This is a genomic window from Pseudogracilibacillus amylolyticus (SeqCode), from assembly GCF_051918545.1.
GTDB lineage: Bacteria > Bacillota > Bacilli > Bacillales > Amphibacillaceae > Pseudogracilibacillus.
The window spans coordinates 12,790-29,519 of the sequence record NZ_JBPPZG010000027.1 but is presented as its reverse complement, the minus strand read 5'-3'; the positions used below and the strand labels follow the sequence as shown (position 1 = coordinate 29,519).

General features: G+C 35.2%; 17 protein-coding genes and 1 riboswitch. All 17 genes read left to right on the top strand.

The features are described from left to right. Window positions 1–201: 201 nt before the first annotated feature. Complete coding sequence (locus ACPYKA_RS05090; RefSeq protein ID WP_479541305.1) at window positions 202–1,521, top strand: IS1380 family transposase; 1,320 nt, start codon at window positions 202–204, stop codon at window positions 1,519–1,521. A gap of 199 nt (window positions 1,522–1,720) precedes the next feature. Continuing rightward, complete coding sequence (locus ACPYKA_RS05085) at window positions 1,721–2,659, top strand: FGGY-family carbohydrate kinase (RefSeq protein WP_479541304.1); 939 nt, start codon at window positions 1,721–1,723, stop codon at window positions 2,657–2,659. Window positions 2,660–2,736: 77 nt separating this feature from the next. Continuing rightward, window positions 2,737–4,881: a BglG family transcription antiterminator gene (locus tag ACPYKA_RS05080; RefSeq protein WP_479541303.1), complete on the top strand. Its 2,145-nt coding sequence runs from the start codon at window positions 2,737–2,739 to the stop codon at window positions 4,879–4,881. Further along, complete coding sequence (locus tag ACPYKA_RS05075; protein WP_479541302.1) at window positions 4,878–5,054, top strand: hypothetical protein; 177 nt, start codon at window positions 4,878–4,880, stop codon at window positions 5,052–5,054. The genes ACPYKA_RS05080 and ACPYKA_RS05075 overlap by 4 nt, the downstream gene beginning before the upstream one ends. Beyond that, window positions 4,999–6,291: a PTS transporter subunit EIIC gene (locus ACPYKA_RS05070; protein WP_479541301.1), complete on the top strand. Its 1,293-nt coding sequence runs from the start codon at window positions 4,999–5,001 to the stop codon at window positions 6,289–6,291. Before ACPYKA_RS05075 ends, ACPYKA_RS05070 begins: the two co-directional genes overlap by 56 nt. A gap of 439 nt (window positions 6,292–6,730) precedes the next feature. Continuing rightward, entirely contained in the window at window positions 6,731–7,699 is a 969-nt protein-coding gene (locus ACPYKA_RS05065) for a nuclease-related domain-containing protein (RefSeq protein WP_479541300.1), read from the top strand. A gap of 485 nt (window positions 7,700–8,184) precedes the next feature. Continuing rightward, window positions 8,185–8,547 (top strand): arsenate reductase family protein, encoded by a 363-nt coding sequence (locus tag ACPYKA_RS05060; protein ID WP_479541299.1) that lies wholly within the window; start codon window positions 8,185–8,187, stop codon window positions 8,545–8,547. A gap of 15 nt (window positions 8,548–8,562) precedes the next feature. Then, on the top strand, window positions 8,563–8,943 hold the full coding sequence (gene gcvH / locus ACPYKA_RS05055) for a glycine cleavage system protein GcvH (protein WP_479541298.1): 381 nt from the start codon (window positions 8,563–8,565) through the stop codon (window positions 8,941–8,943). Window positions 8,944–9,038: 95 nt separating this feature from the next. Beyond that, a complete protein-coding gene (locus tag ACPYKA_RS05050; RefSeq protein WP_479541297.1) occupies window positions 9,039–9,398 on the top strand; it encodes a toprim domain-containing protein in 360 nt (119 codons plus the stop codon). A gap of 17 nt (window positions 9,399–9,415) precedes the next feature. After that, window positions 9,416–9,733 carry a thioredoxin family protein gene (locus ACPYKA_RS05045; protein ID WP_479541296.1) on the top strand — a complete coding sequence of 106 codons (318 nt, stop codon included), beginning with the start codon at window positions 9,416–9,418 and terminating at the stop codon, window positions 9,731–9,733. Window positions 9,734–9,807: 74 nt separating this feature from the next. After that, window positions 9,808–9,922, top strand: a riboswitch (SAM riboswitch). Between the two features lie 155 nt (window positions 9,923–10,077). Next, complete coding sequence (locus ACPYKA_RS05040; RefSeq protein WP_479541295.1) at window positions 10,078–11,109, top strand: methionine ABC transporter ATP-binding protein; 1,032 nt, start codon at window positions 10,078–10,080, stop codon at window positions 11,107–11,109. Next, a complete protein-coding gene (locus tag ACPYKA_RS05035) occupies window positions 11,099–11,764 on the top strand; it encodes a methionine ABC transporter permease (protein WP_479541294.1) in 666 nt (221 codons plus the stop codon). Before ACPYKA_RS05040 ends, ACPYKA_RS05035 begins: the two co-directional genes overlap by 11 nt. 16 nt (window positions 11,765–11,780) lie before the next feature. Then, the gene (locus ACPYKA_RS05030) at window positions 11,781–12,632 is read left to right on the top strand and encodes a MetQ/NlpA family ABC transporter substrate-binding protein (protein WP_479541293.1); all 852 of its coding nucleotides are present in this window, start codon (window positions 11,781–11,783) and stop codon (window positions 12,630–12,632) included. Between the two features lie 312 nt (window positions 12,633–12,944). Continuing rightward, window positions 12,945–13,733 (top strand): Fe-S cluster assembly ATPase SufC, encoded by a 789-nt coding sequence (sufC, locus tag ACPYKA_RS05025; RefSeq protein ID WP_479541292.1) that lies wholly within the window; start codon window positions 12,945–12,947, stop codon window positions 13,731–13,733. A 20-nt stretch (window positions 13,734–13,753) separates the two neighbouring features. Next, entirely contained in the window at window positions 13,754–15,061 is a 1,308-nt protein-coding gene (gene sufD, locus ACPYKA_RS05020) for a Fe-S cluster assembly protein SufD (protein WP_479541291.1), read from the top strand. Next, window positions 15,061–16,284, top strand: coding sequence for a cysteine desulfurase (locus tag ACPYKA_RS05015; protein ID WP_479541290.1), 1,224 nt, complete (start codon window positions 15,061–15,063; stop codon window positions 16,282–16,284). The genes sufD and ACPYKA_RS05015 overlap by 1 nt, the downstream gene beginning before the upstream one ends. Then, complete coding sequence (gene sufU / locus ACPYKA_RS05010; protein ID WP_479541289.1) at window positions 16,271–16,699, top strand: Fe-S cluster assembly sulfur transfer protein SufU; 429 nt, start codon at window positions 16,271–16,273, stop codon at window positions 16,697–16,699. The genes ACPYKA_RS05015 and sufU overlap by 14 nt, the downstream gene beginning before the upstream one ends. Window positions 16,700–16,730: the final 31 nt, after the last annotated feature.

Here is a 16,730-nt window from a genome sequence, read left to right as displayed (position 1 = left end):
CTAAATGATGCATATAGCTTATACTATTACTAACCTGAATTATTCATAGCTTAATGTTGCGACCACGATTAATCCAGTTATATCAGCCGTTTCGAAGAAAAAATAACATCACCCAAAAGGTGAATGAAAAAACATGAAAAGGAGCCCAACTTTTGGTAATATAATAGGCGACTAAACCAAAATACCAAGGGGGCTCCCTCTATGAATAGTGTAAACGAAAAATCCATGAATTTCAATAAACGTGTGAAGCTAAATTTTGATGGTGGTGATTTGACAGGTGATGCTGGAATTTTACTGTATAAAGAATTTGATGATGCTATCGGTTTAAGTCGTGCCATTGAAGAGATGGTACACATTAAAGATGATGTAATCCATCGCACACATGAAAATCACGATGTTATTATACAAAAAATCTATCAAAATTCTGCTGGTTATCACGCGGACAACCATGCAGATTATTTAAGACACGATCCAGCTTTAACGACTATTTTAAATAAATCTGAACTTGCCTCTCAACCTACTATGTCCAGGGTAAATAAGCATTTGAACAAGGACACAATGAAGCAATTTCAGGAAGTTAATCGAACTATAATCGATCGTTTTCATGAACTGGAGACACCTGAAATTTTAGTGTTGGATATTGATTCATCTAACTCACCAACTTATGGCGATCAGTATGGCAGTGCCTTTAATTCCCATTATGGAGAAAATGGCTACCATCCTATTTTTATGTTTGAAGGTGAAACAGGAGACTGCCTTAAAGCTGCCCTACGTTGTGGAAGTGTCTACACGTCAAGACAAGTCGTTTCCTTCGTAGGACCAGAACTGAAACGATTAAGAAAAAAATATCCAGACATAAAGATCATCATTCGTGGGGATAGCGGGTTTGCCACCCCCGAGCTATACAAACTTTGTGAAAAACTGGGCATCGATTATGTTATCCGTTTAAAAGCCAATCAACGTTTGCAACGGATCGCCGGAGAAATCGAGAACGAAATCATGGCAGAAATTGATATCCATGAAGGCTACCATGAATACTACCGTGAATTTGCATATAAGGCAGGTAGTTGGGACAAAGACAGGAAAGTCATGCTGAAATTGGAAAAGCCAGTCGACCAATTACTTTTTATTCCAACTTTCATTGTGACAACGTTAGAAGATACCCCGCAGGATACAGTGGGATTTTACGCCAAACGTGGCACAATGGAAAACTACATCAAAGAAGGAAAATTTGGTTTTGCCTTCGGCAAGATGAACAGCACGGAATTTGAAATCAATGCAAATAAGCTACAAATTGCAATCTTGGCTTACAATTTGAATAATGGTCTGCGCCGCATCTGCATGCCAAAGAAAATGAAAAAGCATCACATCCAAACCATCCGTATATGTTTGCTCAAAATTGCTGGGAAAGTTATCCGATCTGGGCGATATGTAACGTTCAAGTTGTCTAGTAGTTCGCTATATAAGGATGCATTTTTCAGTACGCTGAATCGAATCCAACAACTACCAGTATTTTCTTAGCGATTCACAGTATTTCCGAAAGATAAAAAAAGTTATCTTTTGCACAACGGGATACGTATACCCTTTTTTAACGAGAAAATGGTTAAATATGGATATAATTATAAAAATAACCATTCAAAATAGCTCTTTACAAAAAAACAATCAAAAATACCTACGTATTTTTAGATTTTACCCTTTAAATAAGCAATAGTTTATTTCTATGAATAATTCGGGATTAGAGGCACTAGATATTCCCTTTGTATGGTTACCAAAAGTACATGAAAGTAATACGGTCGTTGGGAAAATTGATAAACGAGCAGCAAAAACTACAGGATTACTAGAGGGAACTCCAGTAATCGCGGGAGCCGGTGATAATGCAGCAGCCGCACTCGGAAACGGTATATATGAAGAAGGTTCTGGTGTAGTAAGTGTAGGTACATCTGGAACTGTTTTCGCTCCACTAAAGAAGTTGCCTCCAATTAAAGAAGATAGCGCGTTAGATACATTACATTTATTCTGTCATTGTCTTCCTAATACTTGGCATGCAATGGGGGTCACATTATCAGCAGGTATGTCATTAAATTGGTTCAAGAGTACTTTTTCACAATGTACGTATGATGAGTTACTTGAAGATACTCATAAAATTGAAGCAGGGTCTGAAGGGTTAATCTATCTTCCATATCTGAACGGAGAGCGTACGCCACATAACGATCCCCATGCAAGAGGAGTTTTCTTTGGAATGAGTTATAATCATACTCGTGATCATTTCACTAAGGCTGTGATTGAAGGGGTGTCTTATAGTTTAAAAGATTCTTATGAATTAATAAAACAATATAATGTTACAATAGACACATTATATGTCACCGGTGGCGCAAGTAAAAGTCTTATTTGGCGACAAATTTTAGCAGACATATTTGGACGAAAAGTCACTGTATTTAAAGAAAGAGAAGGTCCGGCTTTTGGTGCTTCATTATTAGCGGGACTAGGAGTAGGTATATGGAATAGTCCTAGTGATTTTCCGGATTTTTTTGAAAAAGGTGAAGAAACGTTAGTGAATCATGCAAATGTAAAAAGATATCGAGAAGGTTACGAAATTTATAAGGATCTTTATGTTAAGCTGAAAGATATCTTTTCATTTGATCACGCGTCAAATCGTTAGATTTTATTTAATATGCTAATTGTAAATTATTGATGACACTAAAACGTGGTAGCAAACCTATTTAAGGGGGGAAAAGGTTGGAGACATCTATTGTTTTAAGTTCACGACAAAAGGAATTGTTGCGTACTTTATTAAATAGTAATAAACCAGTTACCTATAAACAACTAGCCGATTTCTTTAAGTTAAGCACTCGAACGATTCAACGAGAAATTAAATCACTGACAACAACTCTTGCTCAACTAGATATTGTGGTTACCCGAAAACTTGGTTCTGGACTTATATTGCAAGGGTCGGAAGAAAATATAAAAAGACTAAAAGCTCAAATCAAAAAAGCGAAAATAATGTCTACTTATACTCCGGAAGAACGGCAGGAAGGAATCACTTATGATCTTTTACTTGCAAATACTCCGTTAAAACAAGAGTTTTTCAGTAAAAAATATGATGTATCTATAGCTACAATCGCCTTTGACTTAGATAAAATCCGTAACTGGTTGGAAGCAGATGGAGTTATGGTTCACAGAGAGCCGGGTGTAGGTGTTTATATTAATGCATCGGAGCAACAACGGAGAACACTATTATCTCGTCTACTCCACAAAGATATTACTTTTGAAGATTGGCTCGAATTATTTCATGAAAAGAAAACTGTCGAATCAATGTATGGAAAATTAGGATCAGTCATTAGAAATCGATTACTAAAGTTTGTGCAAACTGATAAAATACTAGATGTAGATCGTGTTTTGAATGATATTTTGAATGAACAACCGGAATTCATACTAACGGATAGAAATTATGTAAACTTAATGATTCATATCATGCTGGCAATGGAGCGAATTCAAAGTGGGAAAGTTATTGAAAATACGAACTTAGATAAATGGGAACCATTTGATTATGAAACCCTTTCTCTTGCAAAAAAAATAGTAAAACGCTTAGAACAAGTTTCATTGTTAACATTTCCTGAAATTGAAGTCAAATATATATCTTTACATTTAGCCGGCGCTAAAGTTACTAAAAAACAAGATAGGTTAACAGACCAAAATGAAGAGTTTACCTGGATAGAACTAACCCAAAGTTTTATTCGCTCTGTCGAGTTTTATTTAGATGAATCTTTTGAGGGAGATCAACTTTTATTTGAGGGATTAGTATCACATTTTGTTCCTGTCTTTAATCGATTAAAATATGGTTTACAAATTCATAATCCAATGTTAGAAAGAATAAAGGAACAGTATCCAGCAGTTTTTACAGCTTGTGCAAAAGCTTGTGAGTTTTTAACTGAAAAAACTGGATATGAAATTCCAAAAGACGAGGTTGGTTACTTAGCAATGCATATAGGTGCATCCTTACTCCGAATTGAAGAAGGATTGAAGGAAAAATATAAAGCAATCGTTGTATGTGCAAGTGGTCTTGGTACTTCAATGTATTTATCGACAAAAATTCGTTCAGAGATTACGAGTATTGAAATAGAAGCAGTAGTTTCAGTAAACGAACTTTCCGATTGGTTAAAAGATGATCATGAAATAGATATAATTATATCTACGGTTAATTTGCCATATGTGGGAAAAGAAAAAATGGTAGTAGTGAGTCCTTTCTTAAAGAAAGAAGATATTGCTAAAATTAGAAATACAGTGATAAGTCAGGAGCATATAAAGATAGAAAGGTCACCTGTTTTTCAAAATAAAAATTCAATAGAAATCCCTTCATTACTTTCTCTTGCAACTTATGGGGAAGGATTAGTACAAATACTGAAAAATTTTAAGTTTTTTAATAATGTAGTAGTAAGTTCTGATATTATTACAAGTGTCGTTACCTTATTAAATGGTGTGAATGATATAGTCGATCATCGTCTCGTAACGAAAGATTTAAAGAAACGAGAAGAGTTAGGGGGTTTTGTGTTAAATGGACTTGCAATGATTCATACTAAATCTGCAGGAGTAACTTGTCCAATTGTTGCCGTTTTTCGTACGAGGCATTCTATTCCTTGGAAAAGTGACGATGGAAATATGCTAGATATTCAGACGATTCTATTGTTAGTTGTCCCATCCGATGCATCACTTGAACATATGGAATTGATTAGTGAAATACCTGCTTCCTTTATCGATAACTCTTTTGTGGAGGAAATAACTTCAGGTAATGAAGATAGTGTGAAAGCTTTACTAGAACAAGTTCTTACAAAAGCTTTCGAATTTAAAATAACTCACTCTGTAAAGGAGTTACAAAACCAATGAGAAAGATTGCTCAATTATTGAGTGCAATGGTGTATCAAAATATCGTCATCATAGTTGCAATAGGTATTATTCGAGCCATTTTTGGTGATTATGGTTGGTGGTATAACGAGACAATTATTGAAATTGTCGATCCTGTCATTATTGCCAGTATTAATTGGATATACCGGGGGTAAAATTATTGGCGGTCAACGAGGCGCTGCAGTTGCGGCCATTGCAGTATTTGGGTTAACGCTATCTAGTTCTTTACCTGTAATTCTTGGTGCAATGATTGTTGGACCAATTGCAGGTTGGTTCATTAAGAAAATCGATAAAATAATAATTAAAAAACTTCCCGGTGTAGGTTATGAACTATTAATTGGTAACTTACTAGCGGCTTTGGTCGCAGTTATTTTTACACTTTTAAGCTATCTTTATGTTGGTAAGATGTTTTCGAACGTCATAGAGATCGGTACAGATTTGCTAGAATATATCATATACTCTAGTTCACTTCCTCTTGCGGCAATCATTATTGAACCTGCAAAAGTACTCTTTTTTAATAATATTATTAATTTCGGTATGTTAGCTCCTCTTGGTATTCAGCAAGCGAATGAAATTGGTAAATCTATTTTTTTCTTATTAGAATCAAATCCCGGTCCAGGTTTAGGGATTTTACTTGCTTACTGGATACGAACAATAGCGGAGCAGCGAAAAGGTGCAAAAATTGCCACATCCATTCATTTTTTAGGTGGAATACATGAAGTTTATTTTCCTTATGTTTTAATGAAGCCTAGATTAGTTATCGCGCTTATTTTAGGTGGGGTGGTCGGTGTAATTACATTCCAATGGTTTGATGTTGGACTTGTTTCTATTTCATCTCCAGGCAGTATTTTTCTTCTAATTGGATTAGCTCCAAAGGAAGATATGATTTTTGTTTTTTTAGGTGTATTATTTTCAACATTTATGTCATTTATAGTGAGTATTTTATTATTAAGAACCGTATCCGAAACCCCAACAGTAGAAGATACAAAAGAAACAATTGTTGAATTTTATAAATTGTCTAAAAATGAGCAATTACCTGATAGAAAAAAGACTAAAAATGTTCAAACTAAATGGACAGAAAATCGAAATACAGTAAAAGAGATTGTTGATCCGTTTACAAATATAAAGGAAATTTATTTTGTGTGTGAAGCAGGTATTGGATCAAGTGCAATGGGGGCAGCAATGCTTAGAAAGAAGTTGCAACAAGCAAGTATGTATATTTCTGTTGAAAACTCTTCGATGAGTGAGATTCCTGAATCAGCTGACTTAATTATTTGTCATGAACGGCTGTTACCTGATATTAAAAATTTGTTACCGAATAAAAGTTATTATCCATTACGTACCTTTACAGATATGAGTGTGTATGACAAACTTGTTGAACAATTAAAGTGATTTAATTTTTAGCTATAGTTTTTTCTAAATTTGTGCCCCCCGATACTTGGGGGTTATTTTTATTTAAAGTAACGCTGAATTCTCGTAGATATCGCTGAATCGGTTTGCTGCGCTGAATTATTTGGTTATTCGCTGAATTATAATGAAACTCGCTGAATCGAGTGTCGTTATCGCTGAATTATCGATTAATTCCGCTGAATCCCGGGAAAAATTCGCTGAATCAAGTTCCCTGCTGATAAAAATATATAATAAATGCTAAAATTAATTTTCCATGTGAGTAAAGTACTCTAAAGTGCAGTTTTCTAATAATTAAAATGGCGTTTTCACCTATTATTGGAGTATAAAAAATGAATTTTGTCTATTTGCAGAAAAATATGTTTTATCGTAATCTAAAGAAAAAAGTAGGGATAGCATGATTCTAAAGGATCGAGAAGTAAGTATGATATTAAAAAAGCTGCTTGCATTGGATGGGAGAATGTATAAGGATCATTTTGAAGAAGCTCGTGTGCATAATGATTTACAAAAGAAATTAGCGGAAAGACGAGGTGAAGAGGCAGTTGATTTCTATCTTCAATTCTTGGATCAAAAGCTTTTTCACTTTTTGCTTTCAATAAGAATTCCGGATGAACAAGGTTTTTTTCAAATTGACACATTAACCCTTTCACCATATTTCATTCTGATAATAGAAATAAAAAACTGGCGAGGTACAATACTATTTGGTGAAAATGGTCAGGTTATTCGGGTGAGAGAAGATGGTACAGAAGAAGGATTTCAAAATCCAATTCCTCAAGCATACCTCCAACGTCATAGACTTCAAAAGTGGCTTCAACTAAAAGGTATAAACAATATTCCCATTTATTGTATGGTCGTTATTAGTTTCCCTAGCACAATTATTAAGCCAATCACTCAGCAACAAATTCCAAAAGAAGTTATCCATAGCAATCAACTAAGCTTTAAAATTAATGCTTTAGCTGATAAGCACGATCAAGTCATTTCAATGGATGACATCGATCTAATCGCTAAGCAATTAATAGCAGAACACACTCCTGAAGATAAGGATATTTTATCCGCGTATAATGTCCAAAAAAAGCAGCTAATTAAAGGTGTAATTTGCGACAATTGTTCATACCACCCCATGATATGGCACCGTTCAAAAATGTTTTGTCCGAAATGTAAATTTACTTCCACAAACTCTTTTCTACATGCAATTCAAGATTATTCATTGCTAATAAGTAATAAAGCTAAAAATAAAGAGTTAAGAGATTTTTTACAAATAGACTCCCCTCATATTATGAAAAGACTTATGCTAAAATCAGGCTTTGATTATTTAGGAACTACAAATGGTAGAAAATATATACTCAATAGTGAAGTAATACCTGACAAAATAATTTATGAGAGGAAAAGCTGAATTATTTCGTAGTTCGCTGAATCACGATTAAATCGCTGAATCCCGGGACCACTTCGCTGAATCGGTTTGCTGCGCTGAATTATTTAGATATTCGCCGAATTATAGCAAGACTCGCTGAATTGAGTGTCATTATCGCTGAAATATCGATTAAATCGCTGAATCCTGGGACCACTTCGCTGAATCGGGTAGCAGCGCTGAATTATTTAGATATTCGCCGAATTATAGCAAGACTCGCTGAATTGAATGTCATTATCGCTGAATCCTGGGACTAATTCGCTGAATCGGGTAGCAGCGTTGAAATATTTAGATATTCGCTGAATTATAGCAAGACTCGCTGAATTGAGTGTCATTATCGCTGAATCACCGATTAAATCGCTGAATCCCGGGACCATTCGCTGAATCGACAAGAGAATGAACACAATATTGTTTTTAAATTGAATACTTTGGTATAATCGTCGTAAATCCTATATTAATGGAGGTAAACCATGACACTTACAATGTATTGGTATCCGAATTGCGGATCTTGTAAAAAGGCGAAAAAGTGGTTAGACGACCATGATCGTACATATAATTTAATACATATAGTGGAGAACCCACCGAATGAGCAAGAGCTACTTGATTTGATTGAAAAAAGTGAGCTCCCTGCAAAGCGATTTTTCAATACGAGTGGGAAAGTATATCGAGAAGAAAATATGAAAGATAAAATTAAAGATGCGACTATCGAAGAGATGGTAGGCTATCTCGCATCGAATGGGATGTTGATTAAACGTCCGATTGTAACAGATGGTGACAAGGTAACAGTTGGTTTTAAAGAAGAAGATTACGAAGCCAATTGGTCAGTAAAATAATTAGGAGGGATTGGGATGAGTTTACCGACAGATTTACTTTATTCGAAGGAGCATGAATGGGTTAGAAGAGAAGGAAGCGATGTTAGAATTGGAATTACTGACTTTGCTCAAGATGAATTAGGTGATATCGTTTTTGTTGAACTTCCAGAGGTGGGCGATACAATTGAAGTGAATGAGCCGTTTGGAAGTGTTGAGTCTGTAAAAACAGTTTCAGAATTGTATGCACCAATAAGCGGGACAGTTGTAGAAGTTAATGAAGGTTTGGAAGATAATCCAGAGTATGTTAATGAATCTCCTTATGAACAAGCTTGGATGATTGTTGTTGAACCGTCCGATGATGAAGAACTAGAAGACCTGCTTTCCTCTGAAGAATATAATGCCTATATTTCTAAATAGGAATAATATTACTTGCACCCTACCATAAGGGTGCATGTAGTTTTTAGAGGCTTCTGGCTTTCAATGATGGCTACCTTGAAATTGGGGGAGAAGCATTGGGTATTTTAAATGATAAGAAAGTTATTATCGTAGAAGGTTTATCCGATAAGATACATGTTCAGAAAATAATCAGAGAGGAAATCGATATCATTTGTACACACGGAACATTTGGTGTGGAAAAGTTTGATGAAATGTTAGATGAATTTGATCTAGATAATCGTGACGTATATATTTTTGTTGATGCAGATGAACCTGGAATAAGGTTAAGGAAGCAATTAACTGCTGAACTACCCAATTCCATTCAAATGTATATTCCGGATGATTATCAACAAGTTGAACTAACTCCTTTGAATATTATTGCTCATGAATTGGTAAAACATAATTTTAAAATAGATCCATTGTATTTGATGTTATAAGGAAATTGGTGATTCTTTTGCAAGAAATAACCGCAGAACAATTAGAACAAAAAAGTGACTATTTATTATACATTCATACCCCTTTTTGTGGAACATGTCATGTAGCGCGTTCATTTTTAGAAAAAATCGAAAAGACACATCAGCAAGATATTTTTTATGAGATGAACGCATCATTGTACCCAGAATTTATGCAGAAATATAAGGTGGAAAGTGTACCTTGCTTGTTCGTTATGAAGGACGATAAAGTTAAAGAAAAAGTGTATACATTCTTTTCCGTTGCAAATATATATCATTATGTATGGACATATGCACCAGAGCTCTTTCGACAAGATTAAACGTATTACTTGACATAAAAACAGATATAATGCTATATTGTTTATTGTTATCAATAAAAAGGAATACATCTTAACTCTTATGAAGAGCGATGGAGGGACTGGCCCTATGAATTCGCGGCAACCTTCAATTTTACTTCCAAAATTGAAAGGTGCTAAATCCTGCAAAGCAGATGCTTTGATAGATGAGAGAACGTGAAGATAGATTGTTAAGTCTTTCTGTTCTCTTACAGGAAGACTTTTTTAATTGTATCTGAAAGAGTAAACAGGATGGCATTAGAGTATGAATCTAATGTTATGCGAATTTCATAGTTTCCCAAACCAACGATGTTAAAGGAGGGCAAATCATGATATCGATACAAAATTTAAAGAAAGTTTTTACATTAGATAAAAGCCCGATTACAGCAGTAGATTCCTTATCACTAGAAATTAAAGAAGGCGAAATCTTTGGGGTAATAGGGTATAGTGGTGCAGGGAAAAGTACATTAGTACGGCTACTAAATCGTTTGGAAGAGCCTTCGGATGGATCCGTTATTATTGATGGAAAAGAAATGACTAAACTAAAAGGCAAAAATTTAAGACAAGCTCGACAAGAAATCGGGATGATTTTTCAACATTTTAATCTTTTATGGTCACGAACGACGGAGGAAAATATTGCTTTTCCACTAGAAATAGCAGGTGTTCCAAAAACAGAACAGACAAAGAAGGTTCAAGAGCTGATCGATTTGGTCGGGCTAACCGGAAGAGAAAAAGCCTATCCTTCCCAACTAAGCGGAGGACAAAAACAACGTGTAGGAATCGCGCGTGCGCTTGCTAACGATCCGAAAGTTCTCCTCTGCGACGAAGCTACATCAGCACTTGATCCCGAAACTACTAATTCAATTCTTGATTTGCTAGTTGATATAAATAAAAAACTTGGCCTCACGATTATTTTAATTACCCATGAAATGCATGTGATTCGGAAAATATGTGATCGGGTTGCAGTTATGGAGAAAGGGAAGATCGTAGAAACTGGTAATGTTCTAGATGTGTTCTCGAACCCAGAACAACCTGTTACGAAAAAATTTGTCGAACAAGTAATGGCAAATCCAGACGTAGAAGAAAGTGTTGCGGACATTCTCAATAATGTAGAGAAACGTGGAAAAGTATTACGCCTCAACTTTTTAGGTGCTTTTGCAAATGAAGCTTTAATTAGTGAAGTATCGAAAAAGTTTTCCGTTGATACAAATATTATCCAAGGAAAAATTACGCAAACACAAAATGGTATGTTAGGTACCTTAATTGTTCAAATGGTAGGAAATACAGCTGAAATTGAAAAAGCGATTAACTTTATTAAAGAAGCCTCGGTTGAAGTGGAGGTGATTCGAGATGACACTTAATTTTGATAATATTGATTGGGACAAACTAATAACAGCGACGTATGAAACGTTTTATATGACGTTAATAGCGTTAACTGGAACATTTATCATAGGTGTATTACTCGGATTACTATTATATTTAACCGCTAAAGATGGGCTTTGGGAAAATAAAGTCATTAACTTCATCACAGCAACAATAGTAAATGTGTTTCGTGCCATTCCATTTATTATCTTGATACTTCTACTCTTTCCATTTACGTATTTTTTAATTGGAACAATTAGAGGACCGAATGCAGCTTTACCAGCTTTAATTATTGGTGCCGCTCCGTTCTATGGTAGGTTAGTAGAGATTGCTTTAAAGGAAATCGATAAAGGTGTTATTGAGGCTGCGCAATCTATGGGAGCAAGTACACGATCTATCATTTTTAAAGTTCTACTTCCTGAATCAATGCCTGCTTTAATTTCAGGAATAACTGTTACCGCAATTGCGCTTATTGGTTATACGGCAATGGCAGGTGCAATTGGTGCGGGTGGCCTTGGAAGTTACGCATATTATGCAGGATTCCAGCGTAGAGCCTTTGATATTGTATTTATTTGTTCAGTAATAATCGTACTTATCGTTTTTATTTTTCAATTTATCGGAGACTTTACTTCAAAAAAATTAGACAAAAGATAAAGGAGATTTTTATAAAATGAAGAGATTACTAACATTATTTTCCGTACTACTTATTTTAGTATTAGCAGCTTGTGGTGGCGGAAATACAGACAATACGAATGAAGAAGCAAATGATGACACAGATACAGAACAAGAAGAAGTAACAATTAAAGTTGGAGCATCAAGTGTTCCACATGCGGAAATTTTAGAAGAAGCTGCTCCAATTTTGGCTGAAAAAGGGATTACACTTGAAATAGAACCTTATGAAGACTATGTTTTACCGAATGATGATTTAGCAAGTGGTGAATTAGATGCTAACTACTTTCAGCATATCCCTTATTTAGAGCAAACAGTTGCTGATACAGGGTATGAATTAACACATATTGGTGGTATTCATATCGAACCGATAGGAATTTATTCAAAATCAATTACAGATATTGAAGATATTCCTGAAGGGACAGAAGTTATTTTGAGTAATTCAGTTTCTGATCATGGTCGTATTTTGGGCTTATTTCAAGAAGCAGGGTTAATTAAGTTAGCAGACGATGTTGATGTAGATAAAGCAACGATTGATGATATTGAAGAAAATTCAAAAGATTTAACGTTCACACCAGATTATGAGCCTGCATTTTTACCTGAAATATATGAAACTGAAGAAAATGCACTAGTCGTAATTAACACAAACTATGCAATTGGTGCTGGTCTTGATCCGCAGAATGATTCTATATATAGAGAAGAAGATGATTCACCATACGTTAACGTCATTGCTGTTAAAACGGAAGATGAAAATAACGAAGCATTAAAAACATTGGTTGAAGTACTACACTCCGAAGAAATTCAAAACTTTATACTTGAAAATTATGAAGGTGCTGTTGTACCTGTAAACTAAGATGATGAAGATGCTGATTCCTTTTAAATGGGATCAGCATTTTTTAACCTAAAATTATTTTACAAATTATCACTTTTAGTTTATTGTTAAATTAGAACAATTATTAATAAGGGGGCTTTAAATGAGAATGTATTTGGAAATAACAAACAAATCTTTTATAAAGGTATTTATTCAAAAAACTATATAAATAGATACTTAATTATCCGTTATATTTGATAAATTGAATGCAATCAGATAAGATTGTACTGAGAATAAATTGATAATTGGTTAGAAAACCAAATAAAATACACTACAGTATGTGGAGGTATCAATATGGCAGAGTTTACATTAGAAATAAAGGATCTTCATGTTTCAATTGAAGGTAATGAGATATTAAAGGGGATTACCCTTACAATAAAAAGTGGTGAATTTCACGCAATCATGGGACCGAATGGAACTGGGAAGTCTACGCTTGCAGCAGCAATTATGGGCCACCCGAAATTTGAAGTTACGAAAGGTTCCATTACTTTAAATGGCGAAGACGTATTAGAAATGGAAGTAGATGAAAGAGCGCGTGCAGGACTGTTTTTGGCTATGCAATATCCAAGCGAAATTAGCGGAGTTACAACATCTGACTTTTTACGTTCTTCTATTAACGCACGTCGTGAAGAAGGCAATGAAATTTCTTTAATGAAATTTATTAAAGAAATGGACGGCGCATTAGACGATTTAGAAATTGACCAAAATATGGCTCAACGATACTTAAATGAAGGTTTCTCAGGTGGAGAGAAAAAGCGAAACGAGATTCTGCAATTAATGATGTTAAAACCAGGAATTGCCATTCTTGATGAGATTGACTCAGGACTCGATATCGATGCATTAAAGATCGTTTCAGATGCAGTGAATAAAGTACGTGAAGAAACAGGCTTAGGTTGCTTAATTATTACCCACTACCAACGCTTATTAAACTATATTAAACCTGACTTCGTTCATGTCGTTATGCAAGGTCGTATTGTAAAATCAGGTGGTGCTGAACTTGCAGAACGTTTAGAGCAAGAAGGATACGAATGGATTAAAGAAGAACTCGGCATTGAAGATGAAACGGTCGGTCAAAACGCTTAAGGTAGGAGGGAGATAGTTCGATGACCACACTTACTACGTTACCATTTGATAATAAATATGTTGAACAATTTTCAAAAGAAAATGATGAACCAAAATGGATGACAACTCTACGTTTGGAAGGGTTAGATTTAGCTCAAACACTCGACCTTCCTAAACCAGATAAAACAAATATTACGAGATGGAACTTCACTAAATTTAAACACGGAGCAGAAGGAGAAAAAATTTCCGATTTAAAAAATGTTCCAGAACAATTAAAAGATTTTATCGATGAAAAAAACACACCAAAGAATATCGTTATCTTACGTAACCAGTCAGTTGCCTATGCAGCATTAGACGATGAATTAAAAGAAAAAGGTGTAATTTTTACAGATATTTTTACAGCTCTTAAAGAACACGAAGAGCTTGTTCAAAAGTATTACATGAAAGATGCAGTAGCAATTGATGAACATAAGTTAACAGCTTTACATGCAGCTTTAATGAATGGTGGAATTTTTGTATATGTTCCGAAAAACATTGCAATAAAGGATCCTTTACAAACAATATTCTGGCAGGAAGATCGTGAAGCAGCTCTATTCAATCATGTCATTGTAGTGGTTGAAGAAAATAGTGAACTAACTTATGTAGAAAATTACATTTCGGATAACGAGTCAGAAGAAACAGTATCAAATATTATTACAGAAGTATTTGCGCATGATAATGCGAAAGTTTCGTTTGGCGCAGTAGATCATTTTGCTGCAGGTACTACTTCATATATTAACCGACGTGGAGTGGCCTACCGGGATGCAACAATTGATTGGGCACTTGGCCAGATGAACGAAGGGCATACAGTATCTGAAAATGTTACTAATTTAATTGGTAATAGTTCATCGGTAAATGCTCGAACAGTAACAGTAGGTCGCGGGAAACAAACACAAAACTTTACAGCAAAAACAGTGCATATTGGTTTAGATACAGATGGACAAATTTTACAACGCGGAGTGCTTAGCGGTCGTACAACGGCTATCTTTAACGCAATTGGTGAAATTGACAATGGAGCTACTCGTGCGAATGCAGAGCAAGAGTCACGTGTACTCATGTTAAGCGGAGATGCGCGAGGAGATGCAAACCCTATTCTTTTAATTGATGAAGATGACGTAACAGCAGGACACGCAGCATCTGTTGGCCGTGTTGATGATATGCAACTTTACTATTTGCAAAGTCGTGGAATTACAAGAAGAGATGCAGAAAAACTAATTATTCACGGATTTTTGGCACCAGTTGTTAATGAATTGCCGATTGAAACAATTAAAAATCAATTAACACAATTAATTGAAGGGAAATTAAGCTAATGGATGTACGAAGAGTTCGTGAACAATTCCCCATTTTGGATCAAGAAGTAAATGGTCACCCTTTAGTGTATCTCGATTCTTCGGCAACTGCTCAAAAGCCAATTAAAGTAATTGAAGCGATCGATAATTATTATCGGCAAACAAATTCAAACGTTCATCGGGGTGTTCATACCCTCGGTTCTCGAGCAACTGATTTATATGAAGGAGCAAGAGATAAAGTAAGACGTTTTATTAACGCAAGAAGTACAGCGGAAATTATTTTTAATCGCGGAACAACAACTGGTATAAACGTTGTTGCACAAAGTTACGGATTGCAAAATGTGACGGCTGAAGATGAAATTGTTATTACTCCAATGGAACACCATAGTAATATCATACCTTGGCAACAAGTGGCTAAAATAACCGGTGCTACATTAAAATATATTCCATTACAAGAAGATGGCACGATTTCTCTTGAGGATGTAAAGGAAACAGTTACAAATAAAACAAAGATTGTTGCTATTGCACATGTTTCAAATGTTTTAGGAACAATTAATCCAATTAAAGAGATTGCGAAAATTGCACATGAAAATGATGCAGTTATCGTTGTAGATGGAGCGCAAAGTGCACCACATCTTAAAATTGATGTCCAAGATTTGGATTGTGATTTTTACGCTTTTTCTGGACATAAAATGGGTGCTCCTACGGGAATAGGTGTATTATATGGTAAGGAAGAGCTTTTAGAGAAAATGGAGCCGGTCGAATTCGGTGGAGAAATGATTGATTTTGTTGAAAAATATGATTCTACCTGGAAAGAGCTTCCATGGAAATTTGAAGGTGGGACACCAATCATAGCTGGAGCAATTGGTCTTGGCGCAGCAATCGACTTTCTAACGGACATTGGCATGGATAATATTTTGCAGCATGAAGAAAAATTAGCAAAATATGCACTTGAGAGGTTAAGTGAAATAGATGGGCTTACCATTTATGGACCTACAAAACGTGCAGCCTTAGTCACGTTTAATCTTGATGATGTTCATCCACATGATGTCTCAACTGTCTTGGACACAGAAGGTATTGCCATTCGCGCAGGTCACCATTGTGCGCAAGTTTTAATGAAACATTTAAATGTCTCAGCAACTGCAAGGGCAAGCATGTATTTGTATAATACAGAAGAAGATATTGATCGTTTAGCCGAAGGTCTGGTGAAAACAAAGGAGTATTTTGGGAATGTCGCATATTAATTTAGACACATTATACCGACAAGTCATCATGGATCATTACAAACACCCACGAAATCGTGGAACTTTTGAAGATGAATCACTAACAGTTGAAATGAACAACCCAACATGTGGAGATCGCATATTTTTACAATTTAAACTAGATGGTGATGTTGTGGAAGATGTGAGATTTACAGGTGAAGGTTGTTCGATCAGTTTAGCTTCGGCCTCAATGATGACTCAAGCAATAAAAGGCAAGAAAATAGATGAAGCATTAAAAATGTCAAATTTATTTTCAAAAATGATGTTAGGCGAAGAGGTTGACATAGAAGCATTTGGTTTAGAAGATATCGAAGCATTGCAAGGAGTATCCAATTTTCCAGCACGAATCAAATGTGCAACACTTGCTTGGAAAGCGATGGAGAAGGTAAACAAATAAACTCCCCGAGTTGCTTGAATTGCTACAAAAT

Bases quoted from the DNA above. Each gene is read 5' to 3' on its own strand.
- ACPYKA_RS05035 (WP_479541294.1), top strand. From the start codon at position 11,099: ATGACACTTAATTTTGATAATATTGATTGGGACAAACTAATAACAGCG.
- ACPYKA_RS05085 (WP_479541304.1), top strand. From the start codon at position 1,721: ATGAATAATTCGGGATTAGAGGCACTAGATATTCCCTTTGTATGGTTA.
- gcvH (WP_479541298.1), top strand. From the start codon at position 8,563: ATGAGTTTACCGACAGATTTACTTTATTCGAAGGAGCATGAATGGGTT.
- sufD (WP_479541291.1), top strand. From the start codon at position 13,754: ATGACCACACTTACTACGTTACCATTTGATAATAAATATGTTGAACAA.
- ACPYKA_RS05030 (WP_479541293.1), top strand. From the start codon at position 11,781: ATGAAGAGATTACTAACATTATTTTCCGTACTACTTATTTTAGTATTA.
- sufU (WP_479541289.1), top strand. From the start codon at position 16,271: ATGTCGCATATTAATTTAGACACATTATACCGACAAGTCATCATGGAT.
- ACPYKA_RS05040 (WP_479541295.1), top strand. From the start codon at position 10,078: ATGATATCGATACAAAATTTAAAGAAAGTTTTTACATTAGATAAAAGC.
- sufC (WP_479541292.1), top strand. From the start codon at position 12,945: ATGGCAGAGTTTACATTAGAAATAAAGGATCTTCATGTTTCAATTGAA.
- ACPYKA_RS05065 (WP_479541300.1), top strand. From the start codon at position 6,731: ATGATATTAAAAAAGCTGCTTGCATTGGATGGGAGAATGTATAAGGAT.
- ACPYKA_RS05060 (WP_479541299.1), top strand. From the start codon at position 8,185: ATGACACTTACAATGTATTGGTATCCGAATTGCGGATCTTGTAAAAAG.
- ACPYKA_RS05015 (WP_479541290.1), top strand. From the start codon at position 15,061: ATGGATGTACGAAGAGTTCGTGAACAATTCCCCATTTTGGATCAAGAA.
- ACPYKA_RS05090 (WP_479541305.1), top strand. From the start codon at position 202: ATGAATAGTGTAAACGAAAAATCCATGAATTTCAATAAACGTGTGAAG.
- ACPYKA_RS05075 (WP_479541302.1), top strand. From the start codon at position 4,878: ATGAGAAAGATTGCTCAATTATTGAGTGCAATGGTGTATCAAAATATC.